The organism is Gluconacetobacter diazotrophicus PA1 5, assembly GCF_000067045.1.
Classification (GTDB): Bacteria; Pseudomonadota; Alphaproteobacteria; order Acetobacterales; family Acetobacteraceae; genus Gluconacetobacter; species Gluconacetobacter diazotrophicus.
On record NC_010125.1, the window covers coordinates 3,015,001 to 3,027,849 of the forward strand.

A 12,849-nucleotide genomic window follows, 5' to 3' on the forward strand; every position below is an offset into this window, starting at 1 on the left:
GTTTCCGGAAGCGCTGGATTACGCGGCCCTCGGTGACGCCGGCTTCAACATCTATTCCGGCCGTGGCCAGCTTCTGGAAGCCCTGCCCTACCGGACCCTGCGCGCGCAGGCGGTGGAGGTGGCGCGCCGCCTGCTGACGCTGGGGCTGCGCCCGGGCGAGCGGGTCGCGGTCGTGGCGGAGAGCGACGGCGACTTCGCCCGCATCTTCTTCGGGTGCCAGTATGCCGGCCTGGTGCCGGCGCCGCTGCCGCTGCCGGTCGCATTCGGCGGCCGCGAGGGCTATGTCGCCACCCTGCGCGGCATGATCCAGAGCGCCGGCGCCGCCGCCGTCATCGTGCCCGATATCATCGCGGGCTGGACCGACGACATCGTGGGCGGTTTCGATCTGCGCTTCGCGGGGCGTCCGGCGGATTTGATGGCGCTGCCGGCGGATACGATCGACCTGCCCGTCGTGTCCCCCGACGACCTGTCCTACCTGCAGTTCTCATCGGGCAGCACCCGCTTCCCGATGGGCGTCGCCGTCACCCAGCGGTCGGGCATGGCCAATGCCCGCGCCATCGCCCGCGACGGGTTGAAGGTGCGCGAGACCGGGGACCGCTGCGTCTCGTGGCTGCCGCTGTATCACGACATGGGGCTGGTCGGCTTCTTCCTGACCCCGATGACCTGCCAGTTGACCGTGGATATGCTGCCGACGCGGGAATTCGCGCGGCGCCCGCATGTCTGGCTGGACCTGATCAGCCGCAATCGCGCCACCATTTCCTACAGCCCGTCCTTCGGCTTCGAACTGTGCGCCCGGCGGGCCACGTCGATCGCGCTGGACCTGTCCTGCTGGCGGATCGCGGGGATCGGCGGCGACATGATCCGCCACCACATCCTGGAAGAATTCGCCGAGCGATTCGCGGGCGCCGGGTTCGACGGGCGGGCCTTCACCGCCAGCTACGGGATGGCCGAGGCGACGCTGGCCATCAGCTTCGTTCCCCTGCAGACCGGAATCCAGACTGATACGGTCGACCTGCGCGTGCTGGAAACCCAGGGCGTGGCACGCCCTTCGGACGATCCGTCGCATGCCCTGCGGACGTTCGTGCTGTGCGGGCAGGTCCTGGACGAGCACGAACTGGAGGTTCGCGACCCGGCGGGCCGGCCGCTGCCCGACCGCAAGGTCGGCACCATCTTCGTGCGCGGGCCCAGCCTGATGCGCGGCTATTTCAACCAGCCGCAGGAGACCCAGCGGGTTCTGGACAGCGCGGGATGGCTGAACACCGGCGACCTTGGCTACATGCTCGATGGGCAGGTGGTCGTGACCGGACGGGCCAAGGACCTGATCATCATCAACGGCCGCAACATCTGGCCGCAGGACCTGGAATGGTCGGCCGAGACCGAGATCGGGTCCCTGCGCAGCCGGGACGTCGCGGTGTTTTCGATCGACCAGGAAACGGGCGAGACGGTGGTGGCGCTGATTCAGTGCCGGGCGTCCACCCCCGAGGCACGTGAACTGCTGCGCAGCGAGGCCGCGAGCCTGTTCCGCCGGCAGCACGGCGTCGATGTCTCGGTCATCCTGGTGCCGCCGCACACGCTGCCCCAGACATCTTCGGGAAAACTGACGCGCGCGCGCGCCAAGGCCATGCTGCTGTCCGGCGCGTTCGAAACCATTACCGAAACCGCATCCGTCGCCTGAAGCGGCGCCCCGTCGTACCCGCAACGATGCCCCGCGCTTCGATGCTGGCCAAGGCACCGGATTTCGATCATAAGGACGTCCTCTTTCCACGGAGGGCGGCGGCCAGCCCGGCAGGGATGGCCGCCGCCGCCCGGGACGCGACTGCGGCGCGCCGCACCGCGCGGCCCGGACGGGCCACGCAAAAGGACGCAAATATATGAGTGAAACGGTAGCAGACGTCTCTGCCCTGATCATCCAGACGCTGCTGGCGAACCCGAAGGTTCCCCGCGACATCAACGGCAGCAGCAAGATCGTCGAGGACCTGGCCTTCGATTCACTCGCGGTCATGAATTTCGTGATGGAAATCGAGGATTCGCTCGACGTGTCCGTCCCGCTCGACCGGCTTGCCGACATTCGCACCATCGACGACCTGGCCGCCTGCATCGTGTCCCTGAAACAGGCCGGCTGAGCCATGTCGATCTTCAGCAAATATGATGGGCTGTCCCGGTCGCTCGCGGCCGTGACGGCGGGAGGAGGCCGGAATCCATTTTCCGTCGTCATCGACCGTCCCCTGTCCTCGACCGTGGGGCTGATTGAGGGACGGGAGACGCTGCTGTTCGGCACCAACAACTATCTGGGCCTCAGCCAGTCCGAAGCGGCGATCGAGGCCGCGATCGAGACATTGCGGACCCATGGGGTCGGCACCACCGGATCGCGGATCGCCAACGGAACCCAGGGACTGCACCGCCAGTTGGAGGAGCGTATCGCCGGCTTCTTCCGGCGCCGCCACTGCATGGTGTTTTCGACCGGGTACCAGGCCAATCTGGGCACGATCTCGGCCCTGGCCGGCAAGGACGATTACCTGCTGCTGGATGCCGACAGCCATGCCAGCATCTATGACGGCAGCCGGCTGAGCCAGGCGCAGGTCATCCGTTTCCGTCACAACGACCCCGACGACCTGCACAAGCGCCTGCGCCGCCTGGACGGCACGCCCGGCGCCAAGCTGATCGTCGTCGAAGGCATCTATTCCATGATGGGCGACGTGGTCCCGATGGCCGAATTCGCCGCCGTGAAGCGCGAGACCGGGGCGTGGCTGCTGGCGGACGAAGCCCATTCGTTCGGCGTCATGGGCGCGCATGGCCGCGGAGTGGCCGAGTCCGACGGGGTCGAAAGCGACATCGACTTCGTGGTCGGCACCTTCTCCAAGAGCCTGGGCACGGTCGGCGGCTATTGCGTGTCGGACCATGACGGGCTGGACCTGATCCGCCTGTGCTCGCGGCCGTATATGTTCACAGCCTCGCTGCCGCCGGACGTCATCGCGGCCACCATGGCGGCGCTGGACGAACTGGAGCGGCGGCCGGAACTGCGGCACGCGCTGATGGACAATGCCAGGCGCCTGCATGCCGGACTGAATGCCGCCGGATTGCGCACCGGCCCGCAGGCCAGCCCGGTCGTGTCGGTGGTGCTGGACGAGGTCGGCCAGGCGGTCCATTTCTGGAACCGGCTGCTGGACCTGGGCGTGTACGTGAATCTCAGCCTGCCGCCGGCCACCCCGGACCAGCACCCGCTGCTGCGCACGTCGGTCATGGCGACGCACAGCCCGGCGCAGGTCGATCGTGCCGTGGAGATCTTCGCCACCGTGGCCGGGGAAATGGGCCTGCGCGCGGCCGGGTAGCGCGTTACCGCCGTGTAAAGATGCCTGCCTGCCGCAGCTTCCACAACAGCCACGGCAGGCAGAGCAGCGGATGCCGCGCCGCGAAGGGCGGAATTTTCAGATCGAAACCCGAATGGCGCCGGATCTTCCAGGCGATGTAGCCGGCCCCCCCGGCGAAGGTGAACGCGGCCTTGGCCAGGCGCGCGATGTTAAGGGGCCGCCCCATTCCCGCGCGCACCTGCCATTGCCGGCGCGCGCGGGCGCGCGTCGCGGCCGACAGCAGCGGATGCAGGACATCCCCCGTTTGGGTGAAGGGCAGGCCCGAGGCCGTCCAGGCCGCGATCAGCAGGTCGCGATACCGGTCCTGCTGTCCGGCGAGCAGCACCTGCGCGCGGCCGGCGGATTCGACACGCAACTCGGCTTCATAGGTATGGGCGAAAAGCTGCTGCCAGTAGATCGCCGCCGTTCCCTGTTCGGGACCCAGGCAAGCCGCCCACCACGCCGCCACGCCGACCGCGCGCACCAGGCAGCGCAGGATCCGGTCGGCGGCCTGGTCGTCGCGCGCCCAGACCAGACGCACCGGCTGGCAGAAACGCGCCCACATCGTGGTGTCCAGCGTGGCGCGCCCGGTCAGCGCCCGGAACTGCGACAGCGTCAGGATCGCGACCTTGGCGCGGATGCAGCGCCCCTGTTCCGTCCATTCATGGTACTCGACATTCGGCGGAAGCAGGGTATTCGCCGCCAGCGCCGCGCCTCCGCGCGGCCAGTCGGACTGGCGGTCCAGCACGACGTAGAAATCGAGGATACCGTCCGGGTCCGCCTGCCGCAGGCCCGAGCCGTAGAACAGTACCCCCAGGACGGGGGCGTCACCCACCAGCCGGCTGACGAACGCGGTCACGTCGGGGGCGACGGGCTGGATCAATTCGCCGATCAGCAGGCGCGCGACCTGTCCCGCCGCCGGCGAATCGAAATGCGGGTGGTCCATCAGCTCCCCCGGATGAAATCGAAGGCCGGCCCGGCCGACAGGAAGGTCTGGCCATCCGGTCCGGAATCCAGGGTTTCGCCATCCAGGACAAAATCCGCGCCGATCCGCAGCCCCAGCCGGTCGGTCCTGCCCCGGTCATAGGAGGGCGACGCATCCATCCACGCACCGGGATCGCCGCGCAGCGACGACCATGTCGCGGCAGCCAGACGCTCGGGGAAGGCATGGACGTTCAGATAGGACAGTCCGGCCCCGTTATGCGACGTGAACGGCCACATGCCGCCGGGCAGGCAGCACAGAGTGGTGGCCAGGAACAGGAAACAGTCCAGCGTCCGTGGCGCGTCCTGTCCGACCGTGAGCGTGACCGGATCGCCGGCGAGCCATTTGCGGCGCGTGGAGCGCAGCAGCAGCCGCCCGACCGACGATGCGATGGCCATTCCCACCGCGAGATCATGCGAAAAGCGGTTCAGCAGGACCGGCCGATGGGCGATCCGAATCCCCCGGGTAAAGGCCGCGGCACCATGGAACATGCCCAGTGTGGCCGGGCGCGCCGGATCGGACCAGCGAACGGTCAGCGCGTCGCGCCGGGCCGTGTGCCGCCGTAGATGACCGTCGCGCGCCAAGGCGGTCAGGCGTTCCAGCGCGGCGCTTCCGCGCAGGCCGAACCCGACATCGGCCGCGATCAGGTTGGTGTTGCCCGACGGCAGCACCACCAGCGCCGGAAGCGAATCGGCCGGATAGAAGCGATAGATGGCCGACATGACGTCGCTGACGGTACCATCGCCGCCGTCGATCGCGATCACCCCGACCTCGCGCCGGGCCAGGTCGGCCACGATGTCCGGCAGGGAGGTCCGGGTGGCCGAATGGACGAACAGCGCCCCCAGCGCGCGGGCCGCGCGCTTGCGAAACGTGCCGTCCTCGCGCCCGTTGCGGCGGCTGCGGGGGTTGTGAATCAAGGCGAACCGTTCGGTCACTCCGTGTCGCCCTTTCTCTGTGCCTTAAACATCCGTAGGGTCATAAGCCGCGTTCCCGGCGGCATTGCAAGATCGGAAAGCCGGGCCTGGTCCCGAACGCCGCAACGCGGTGGCCGCCCGGATGGCGGGGCGGAGGAGTGCACGACGCGTGATCGAGACCGCAAACACGACCACAACCACCTTGGCGCACCTGTCCGACCCGCATCTGGCCCATGACGGATTGCGCCTACCGGTCGGCGCGTTGATGAACAAGCGCATCATGAGCCAGTGGTCCTGGCGGCGCAGGCGGCGCTTCCTGCATGTCGACGCGATTCTGGAGCGCGTGGCGGCGGATGTGCGGGACGCGGCGCCCGATGCGGTGGCGCTGACCGGGGACCTGACCAATCTGGGCCTGCCGGTGGAATGCCGGCATGCGGCGGCATGGCTGCGAAAGAACATGCCGGAACCAACCTTCGTGGTGCCGGGCAACCACGACATGCTGGTGCGCGAGTCATGGCCGGACTCGGTCGGGCAATGGGCCGCATGGATGGCGGCGGCACCGGATGATTTTCCCTATGTAAGGCATGTCGGGTCCGTGGCGCTGATCGGCGTCAATTCGGCACGGCCGATGCCGTGGTTTACCGCCGCCGGGCGCATCGGCGCGGCGCAGGCGGACCGCCTGGCCGACATCCTGCACGAGACCGGGCGCGCCGGGGCGTTTCGCGTGGTCATGATCCATCATCCACCGGTCGATGGCATGGTGCCGCGCCGCAAGGCCCTGCTGGATAGCGGGCTGTTCCGTTCCGTCATCGGCCGGGCGGGGGCGGAGATGGTGCTGCACGGACACGCGCACCTGTCCGCGGTGTCCACCCTGCCCGGCCCGGCGATATCGGTGCCGGTGCTCGGAATCGCGTCGGCATCCATGCGGGCGCACCGGCAGGAGCGCATGGCGGCGTGGCACCATATCCGCGTCACGGCCACCGATCGCGGCTTTCACGCCGAGATCCATCGCCGTATCGTCGGCTTTGACCAGCCGGTCCGGGCGCTGCCGCCCTGGTCCTTCGATGTCTATCGCGTCCCGCGACCGATCTGATTATGTGTTAGGCGACATGACACGCGCGCCTCTTACCCTGCCTGTCATCCGGAGGATCGTTCCGGGGACGCTGGACCGCTACCTGATCGGACAGATGCTGCCGCCGTTCCTGCTGTCGCTGGGGGTGGTGATGACGGCCCTGCTGCTGGAACGGCTGCTGACGCTGCTGAACGTGCTGGCGTCCGATGGCGGGACGCTGAAGATCTTCGCCGGCCTGTTGGCCGACCTGGTGCCGCATTACCTGGGGCTGGCACTGCCGGCGGCCATCTGCGTCAGCGTCTTCTCGGTCGTGCGGCGCATGAGCCAGAACAACGAAATCGATGCGCTGATGGCCAGCGGGGTGTCGCTGCTGCGAATCGCCCGCCCGTTCGTCGTCATGGGGGCGGTGCTGGGGCTGGTCGGGTTCTCGCTGTACGGATTCATCCAGCCCTATGCCCGCTATGATTTCCGGCAGGCGCTGTATATCGCCAGCCATGCGGGCTGGACGCCGCACCTGCAGGCGCGGATGTTCGCGGCCCCGTCCGACACGCTGATGCTGACCGCCGACCAGGTCCAGGGGGCGGGAACCCGGCTGCGCCGCGTCTTCATCCGCGACAAGAGCGCCGGGCTGGAACGCGACATCACCGCCGACAGCGGCAGGCTGCTGATGACCGACGACGGCACGACCGTCCGGCTGGACCTGGCGCATGGCGTCATTGTCACCGACCGCAATGACGACCGCCCGACCCTGACGACGTTCGACACCACGACCCGCTTCTTCCAGACCAGCAGCAAGGCCCATGCCTTCCGCAACCGGGGCAATGACGAGCGCGAACTGACCGTCCTGGAACTGCGTCACGGCATCCGCCACCGCGACCTGGCCATTCGCCGCACCCATCTGGTGGCCGAACTGCATTTCCGCCTGGCCCGGGCCATGGCGATTCCCTTCATCCCGATCCTGGCCTGCGCGCTGGCCGGGATGGCCAAGCGGCAGCGGCACAATACGGGGCTGGCGATCGCCGCGATCAGCCTGGTCGGGTTCGATCACGCACTGCAACTGGGACTGAGCCTGGTCGCCAGCCGGTCGATGTCGCCATGGCTGGTCATCTGGGGGCCGTTCGCGGTCTTCGGCTTCGCGTGCGTCTGGCTGATCCTGCGCCGGGCCGGATCGGCGGGCAAGCGGCAATCGCGACTGCGGCTGCTGGGCCGGCTTCCGCACCGCATGGCGGCAGGCCTGCCGCGATGAGGCGCCCCCCCCATGACCACGCCGGACCGCCGATCGGCGGGGTGCTGACCCGCTACCTGACGCGCGAACTGGCCGGGCGTATCCTGACGGCGGGGGCGATCCTGCTGGCACTGATGGAAATCCTGGCCCTGCTGGAACAGTTGACGCCCATCCTGGAACGGCACCAGGGGCTGCGCGGCGCCCTGTATTTCATGGCCCTGCATGCCCCCCTGCTGCTGGGCAGCATCTTTCCGCTGGCGGTGCTGATCGGGTCGCTGGTCATGCTGGTCCATATGACGACCGCCAGCGAGATCGCGATCCTGCGTGCCGCCGGCCTGACGACGCCGGCGCTGGTGCGCCTGATGCTGCCGGCGGTGCTGGGGCTGGGGCTGGCCGCCACCCTGATCGACGACCAGGTGACGCCGCGCGCGGAACTGGCGCTGGCACGCTGGTGGAACCTGACCGACCCCCACCCCGAAGCCGGCCGCAGCTTCTGGTTCCGCAGCGGGACGACGCTGGTCGATGTCGGCTATGTCGCGCAGGGCGGGCGGGAACTGGGAATGGTGGACGTCTATGGCCGGGACGGTTCCGGCCGCCTGTCGCGGGTGGCGCATCTGGGCGGCGCGCACTATGCGAACGGCGAATGGACCGGCACCGACGCGCGCGGCCTGACGGTGCTGCCGTCCGAGGTGATTCCGGCGCCCGCCGAGCCGGCAGCCGAAGCGGCCGGGCCGATGCGCGGCCTGGGGTGGCCTGCCGGGCTGCGCCCCGATGACATGGTCCGGCTGTCGATGGACACGCCGCCACTGGCGGCATCGACCATGGTTGCGATGATGCGCGACCGCGCGCCGTCCACCCAGCCGCCCGCGGCCCTGCGCACCGCATTGCTGGGCCGCGCCCTGACCCCGCTGACATTCATGGTAATGTTGTTATTGGCAATCCCGGTGGTCTATATCCCACCGCGTAGCGGCACGCGGAGCTGGCTGCCAGTCTGGTGCCTGGGGGCCGGCCTGCTGTTCGTGGTATTCCAGGGATTGTTGCAGGCACTGGGAAATGCGGGTTCTCTGCCGGCATTGGCGGCGACGCTGCCCGGTATCGTGATCTTCACATTCGCAGTCAGCGCCCTGATGTTAAGGATAGAAGAAACATGATCGGCTCGACACTGCGCAACACGAACCTTCGCACCGGGCGAAGCTTCGACCTGGGGAAGATGAATCTTCGCCAGTTGTGGATCGCCTACCTGACCTATCCGACCATCCTTCTCTACATCGTCCTGGCCGTGTGCAGCTTCGCGGTGCTGGGACGGAATTTTCCCGGTATCCAGCCGACCGCGATCGCCGTCGGCGCGGTCATCCTGGTCTATCCGGTGACGTGGTACCTGCTGCACCGCTACATCCTGCATGGACGCTTCCTGTATCGCATCAAGCTGACGGCGGGACTGTGGAAGCGCATTCATTTCGACCACCACCAGGACCCGCATCTTCTGGACGTCCTGTTCGGTTCGCCGCTGAACACCATCCCGACGATCGCCATCATCACCCTGCCGATCGGCTACCTGATCGGGCACGTGGGCGGGGCCGCGGCCGCGCTGGGGACCGGGCTGGTCATTACCTGCATCTATGAATTCTTCCACTGCATCCAGCACCTGAACTACAAGCCGCGGGCGCGCTGGATCCAGAAGATGAAGCAGCTTCACGTCCTGCATCATTTCCATGACGAGGACGGCAATTTCGGCATCACCAGCTATGTCGTCGACCGCGTCTTCGGCAGCTATTATGGCGATACGCGCGCCCGGCCGCGCAGCCCCAGCGTGTTCAACCTGGGCTATGACACGGCCGAGGCCGCCCGCTATCCCTGGGTGATGGACCGGACCGGCGCCCCGCCGCGCGACCGCCCGGACGGCGCGGTGCCCCGACGGAACGTGACGTGACATCGGGCCCGCTGAACGTCCTGGTCCTGGCGGGCACGCGCGCCGGCGCGTCCGACCCCATGGCCAGCGCGGCCGGCGTATCGCACAAGGCCATCCTGCCGGTGGCCGGCCGGCCGATGATCGCGCGGGTCGTGGACGCACTGGCCGCCAATCCCCGGATCGGCCGCATCGTCATCAGTATCGAGACCCCGGATATCCTGGCCGGCCTGCTGGACCATCCGGTCGAATTCCTGCCGCCGGCGCCCGGCCCCAGCGCCAGCGTGATGGCGGCCCTGCACACCCTGGGCACGCCGCTGCTGGTCACGACGGCGGACCACGCGCTGCTGCGGCCGGAATGGATCGATGCGTTCCTGGATTCGGCCGGCGGGACCTGCGACATGGCCGCCGCCATCGCGATGGCGGCCGACATCACGCGCGACGTGCCGGCGACGAGGCGGACGATGATCCGCCTGGCGGACGGTGCGTTTTCAGGCTGCAACCTGTTCCTGTTCCGCACCCCGGCCGCCATCGGCGTGGTGCGGGCATGGCAGCGCCTTGAACAGGAACGCAAGCACCCGCTGCGCATGGCCCGCCTGCTGGGAATCGGGACGCTGGTCCGCTACCTGACCGGGCGGCTGACGCGCGCCGCCCTGTGCGCCCGGATCGGGATGCTGGGCCATGCCTCGGTCAGGCTGGTCGCCCTGCCCGACGGACGTGCGGCGGTGGATGTGGACAAGCCCGCCGACCTGGCCCTGGTCGAGACGATCCTGGCGCGCGCCGCCGCCTGAATCCCATGCGCATCGCCTATGTCATCAATTCGCTCGAAGGCGGGGGGGCCGCCTTTCCGGTGCCGGACATCACCCGCGTCATGCGCGGGGCCGGACATGACGTCGCCCTGTTCGCGCTGACCCGCCGCGACGGCCGTGCGCTGCCGGCCCTGCAGGCGGCCTCCCTGCCGGTGCAGGTGCGACCGGGGGGCGAAAAGGACCATCTGGCCGCCCTGCGCTGGCTGGACCGGTGCATCGGGGCATACCGTCCCGACCTGATCTGGACATCGCTGACCCGGGCCACCGTGCTGGGACAGGTCGTCGGGCTGGCGCGGCGCGTTCCCGTCGTCAGCTGGCAGCATAATGCGGGGCTGAGCCGCGCGAATATCCGCCTGCTGCGCGCCTTGCGGGGGCTGAGCCGTATCTGGGTGGCCGATTCACGCTGTGTGATGGATTTCATGCGCGACCGGTTGGCCATTCCGGCCGACCGGGCCGCGCTGTGGCCGATCTTCCGCGCCGACCCGGCCTGCCCCGTCGCCCGCCCCTGGCAGCCGGGCGAGACCGTGCGGATCGGGTCGCTGGGACGGCTGCACTGGGCCAAGGGCTATGACGTCCTGTGCCACGCGCTGGCAATCCTGAAGACGGACGGATCGCTGCCGCCCTTTTCGATCTCGATCGCCGGCGAGGGCGCCGGCCGGCCGCAGCTTGAAGCCCTGATCCGCGACCTGCGGCTGACGACCCTTCGCCTGGATGGCTTCTGCACCGACGTGTCGGGCTTCCTGGCAGCGCAGCATGCCTATGTGCAGCCGTCGCGGCGCGAGGGCCTGTGCATTGCCGTGCATCAGGCCATGCAGGCCGGCCTGCCCCCGCTGGCGTCCTCGGTCGGCGAGATTTCCCATACCGTCACGGACGGGATATCCGGCCGGCTTGTTCCCCCCGGAGACGCGCCCGCCCTGGCCGCCGCGCTGGCACACATGCTGCGCCGGCCGGAAGCCCTGGCCGGGATGGGACAGGCGGCACGCGCCCACGTGCTGGACCGTTTCGCCCCCGCGCGCTTCGACGCCGCCGGCCGGGCGATCCTGGAGCGCGTCCTGCCCCCGGCGAACGCCGGGACGGGACCGTGACGCGCCGCGATGCCCATCGACCTTGTCCAGAACCAGATCGCCATTCGCCGCGCCGTCGTCCATCTCTGCGGCCAGATGGGCTGGGCGGCGCTGCACGAACTGGTCCTGCCGGACGGGCGGCGGGCGGATATCATGGCGTTGCGGCCGGATAACGGCTTCGTCTGCATCGAGATCAAATCCGGTCCGCGCGATTTCCTGACCGATGCCAAATGGGCCTGCTACCGGGATTGGTGCGACCAGCTTTTCTTCGCCGTCGACCGGGGCTTCCCCCGGGACCTGTTGCCCGATACGGCCGGGATCATGGTCGCGGATACCGATGCCGTGCCCGGCGGGCTGAACGTGATCGCGGAGAGCGCCATCCTGCGCGACTCGGCGACCTCGGCCCTGGCGCCCGCGCGGCGGCGCAAGCTGACACATCTGTTCGCCATGCAGGCCGCCACCCGTCTGGGCCGCCTGGACGACCCCGCCGTGACCGCCGCGCTGCGGACCGCGCGACGGGTCGAATGACGCCACCCGGCTGACAGGAACCGCATTGTACGCCATGCAGGCTGCCAGACGCTGATCAAGAGAGGGCCACCGATGTCAGACGCCATCCTGTGCCGGTTCGAAGCCGCACGGTCCATTGTCCGCGACGCGGCCGACCTGGCCATGTCCATGCGTCCGCCCTCGGGCGGCCCCACCGCGAAGCTGAAGAGCGCCCAGGACTGGCTGACCGAGGCGGACGGCGCGGTCGAGGCCCTGATTTCCGCGCGGATCGACACCCTGTTCCCCGAGGACGGATTCCAGGGCGAGGAGGAAGGCCGCACCCGCACCGGACGCCTGCGCTGGGTGGTCGATCCGATCGATGGGACATCGAACTATGCGCGCGGGCGCAATCGCTGGTGCGTGTCGCTGGGCCTGCTGGACGGCGACCAGCCGGTCGCGGGCATCATCCAGGCCCCGGCGCTGGGCGAGACCTATACCGCCGTGCGCGGGCACGGCGCATTCCTCAACGGCCGGCCGATCCGGGCCTCGGCGGTGACGGACACGCGCTCGGCCATGGTGGAGATGGGGTGGAGCAGCCGCGTGCCCGACGGCGTCTTCGCCGAGAAGGCAGCGACCATCCTGCGCCTGGGGGCCATGCCGCGTTCGAGCGGGTCGGGCGCGCTGGCCCTGGCCGACGTCGCCTGCGGGCGGCTGGACGGCTATCTGGAGATCGTGATCAACCTGTGGGACGTGGCGGCGGCCCTGGTCCTGCTGGAGGAAGCGGGGGCACGCGTCTCGCCCTTCCTGCGCGATGGCGGGCTGGAGGGCGGGATCACCCTTCTTGCGGCGGCGCCTGGAATAGCCGCCGATCTGGCGGTCGCGCTGGAGGTTCCGCTGGACTGACCCATGGCCATGGTTGCGCCATAAAAAATCACTAGGAACAGGGATCTGGTCCGGGTCATTGTCCGAACGGTTCGGTAAACCCGGACGCATTTCGCACATTATCTGAACGGGCATCCGATAATGGATGTTCTGGGAGAAAAC

The 12,849-nt window shown here is 68.8% G+C and carries 13 protein-coding genes (1 of these 13 only partly in view); 11 read left to right on the top strand and 2 right to left on the bottom strand.

The window, feature by feature from the left end:
• The 3 genes from GDI_RS13845 to spt form a co-directional block, all read left to right on the top strand.
• A protein-coding gene (locus GDI_RS13845; protein WP_012227141.1) for a fatty acyl-AMP ligase crosses the window boundary here: on the top strand, positions 1-1,675 show its 3' portion. The gene continues 62 nt to the left of window position 1, outside the view; 1,675 of the gene's 1,737 nt are visible here — the last part of the coding sequence; its start codon lies off the left edge, out of view; its stop codon occupies positions 1,673-1,675.
• Positions 1,676-1,871: 196 nt separating this feature from the next.
• The gene (locus tag GDI_RS13850) at positions 1,872-2,123 is read left to right on the top strand and encodes an acyl carrier protein (RefSeq protein ID WP_012227143.1); all 252 of its coding nucleotides are present in this window, start codon (positions 1,872-1,874) and stop codon (positions 2,121-2,123) included.
• A gap of 3 nt (positions 2,124-2,126) precedes the next feature.
• Positions 2,127-3,329: a serine palmitoyltransferase gene (gene spt / locus GDI_RS13855; RefSeq protein ID WP_012227144.1), complete on the top strand. Its 1,203-nt coding sequence runs from the start codon at positions 2,127-2,129 to the stop codon at positions 3,327-3,329.
• A gap of 4 nt (positions 3,330-3,333) precedes the next feature.
• Here spt and GDI_RS13860 read toward each other — a convergent pair whose 3' ends face one another.
• The gene (locus tag GDI_RS13860; protein WP_012227145.1) at positions 3,334-4,293 is read right to left on the bottom strand and encodes a hypothetical protein; all 960 of its coding nucleotides are present in this window, start codon (positions 4,291-4,293) and stop codon (positions 3,334-3,336) included.
• Complete coding sequence (locus GDI_RS13865; RefSeq protein ID WP_231854132.1) at positions 4,293-5,246, bottom strand: acylglycerol kinase family protein; 954 nt, start codon at positions 5,244-5,246, stop codon at positions 4,293-4,295. The genes GDI_RS13860 and GDI_RS13865 overlap by 1 nt, the downstream gene beginning before the upstream one ends.
• 166 nt (positions 5,247-5,412) lie before the next feature.
• Here GDI_RS13865 and GDI_RS13870 point away from each other — a divergent pair, with 166 nt between their 5' ends.
• The 8 genes from GDI_RS13870 to GDI_RS13905 all read left to right on the top strand — a co-directional run bounded on the left by GDI_RS13870 (position 5,413) and on the right by GDI_RS13905 (position 12,708).
• Positions 5,413-6,336: a metallophosphoesterase family protein gene (locus GDI_RS13870; protein WP_012554944.1), complete on the top strand. Its 924-nt coding sequence runs from the start codon at positions 5,413-5,415 to the stop codon at positions 6,334-6,336.
• Between the two features lie 16 nt (positions 6,337-6,352).
• Positions 6,353-7,561 carry an LptF/LptG family permease gene (locus GDI_RS13875; protein ID WP_012227149.1) on the top strand — a complete coding sequence of 403 codons (1,209 nt, stop codon included), beginning with the start codon at positions 6,353-6,355 and terminating at the stop codon, positions 7,559-7,561.
• On the top strand, positions 7,558-8,691 hold the full coding sequence (locus tag GDI_RS13880; protein ID WP_012227151.1) for an LptF/LptG family permease: 1,134 nt from the start codon (positions 7,558-7,560) through the stop codon (positions 8,689-8,691). The genes GDI_RS13875 and GDI_RS13880 overlap by 4 nt, the downstream gene beginning before the upstream one ends.
• Positions 8,688-9,470, top strand: coding sequence for a sterol desaturase family protein (locus tag GDI_RS13885; RefSeq protein ID WP_012227153.1), 783 nt, complete (start codon positions 8,688-8,690; stop codon positions 9,468-9,470). Before GDI_RS13880 ends, GDI_RS13885 begins: the two co-directional genes overlap by 4 nt.
• Complete coding sequence (locus GDI_RS13890) at positions 9,467-10,237, top strand: NTP transferase domain-containing protein (protein WP_012227155.1); 771 nt, start codon at positions 9,467-9,469, stop codon at positions 10,235-10,237. The genes GDI_RS13885 and GDI_RS13890 overlap by 4 nt, the downstream gene beginning before the upstream one ends.
• Positions 10,238-10,242: 5 nt before the next feature.
• Positions 10,243-11,340 (top strand): glycosyltransferase, encoded by a 1,098-nt coding sequence (locus GDI_RS13895; protein ID WP_012227157.1) that lies wholly within the window; start codon positions 10,243-10,245, stop codon positions 11,338-11,340.
• A gap of 9 nt (positions 11,341-11,349) precedes the next feature.
• A complete protein-coding gene (locus GDI_RS13900) occupies positions 11,350-11,847 on the top strand; it encodes an MmcB family DNA repair protein (protein ID WP_012227158.1) in 498 nt (165 codons plus the stop codon).
• A gap of 72 nt (positions 11,848-11,919) precedes the next feature.
• Positions 11,920-12,708, top strand: coding sequence for an inositol monophosphatase family protein (locus GDI_RS13905; RefSeq protein ID WP_012227159.1), 789 nt, complete (start codon positions 11,920-11,922; stop codon positions 12,706-12,708).
• Positions 12,709-12,849: the final 141 nt, after the last annotated feature.

Coding starts and splice junctions, on each gene's coding strand:
- GDI_RS13850 (WP_012227143.1), top strand. CDS start 1,872: ATGAGTGAAACGGTAGCAGACGTCTCTGCCCTGATCATCCAGACGCTG.
- spt (WP_012227144.1), top strand. CDS start 2,127: ATGTCGATCTTCAGCAAATATGATGGGCTGTCCCGGTCGCTCGCGGCC.
- GDI_RS13860 (WP_012227145.1), bottom strand. CDS start 4,293: ATGGACCACCCGCATTTCGATTCGCCGGCGGCGGGACAGGTCGCGCGC.
- GDI_RS13875 (WP_012227149.1), top strand. CDS start 6,353: ATGACACGCGCGCCTCTTACCCTGCCTGTCATCCGGAGGATCGTTCCG.
- GDI_RS13880 (WP_012227151.1), top strand. CDS start 7,558: ATGAGGCGCCCCCCCCATGACCACGCCGGACCGCCGATCGGCGGGGTG.
- GDI_RS13885 (WP_012227153.1), top strand. CDS start 8,688: ATGATCGGCTCGACACTGCGCAACACGAACCTTCGCACCGGGCGAAGC.
- GDI_RS13895 (WP_012227157.1), top strand. CDS start 10,243: ATGCGCATCGCCTATGTCATCAATTCGCTCGAAGGCGGGGGGGCCGCC.
- GDI_RS13900 (WP_012227158.1), top strand. CDS start 11,350: ATGCCCATCGACCTTGTCCAGAACCAGATCGCCATTCGCCGCGCCGTC.
- GDI_RS13905 (WP_012227159.1), top strand. CDS start 11,920: ATGTCAGACGCCATCCTGTGCCGGTTCGAAGCCGCACGGTCCATTGTC.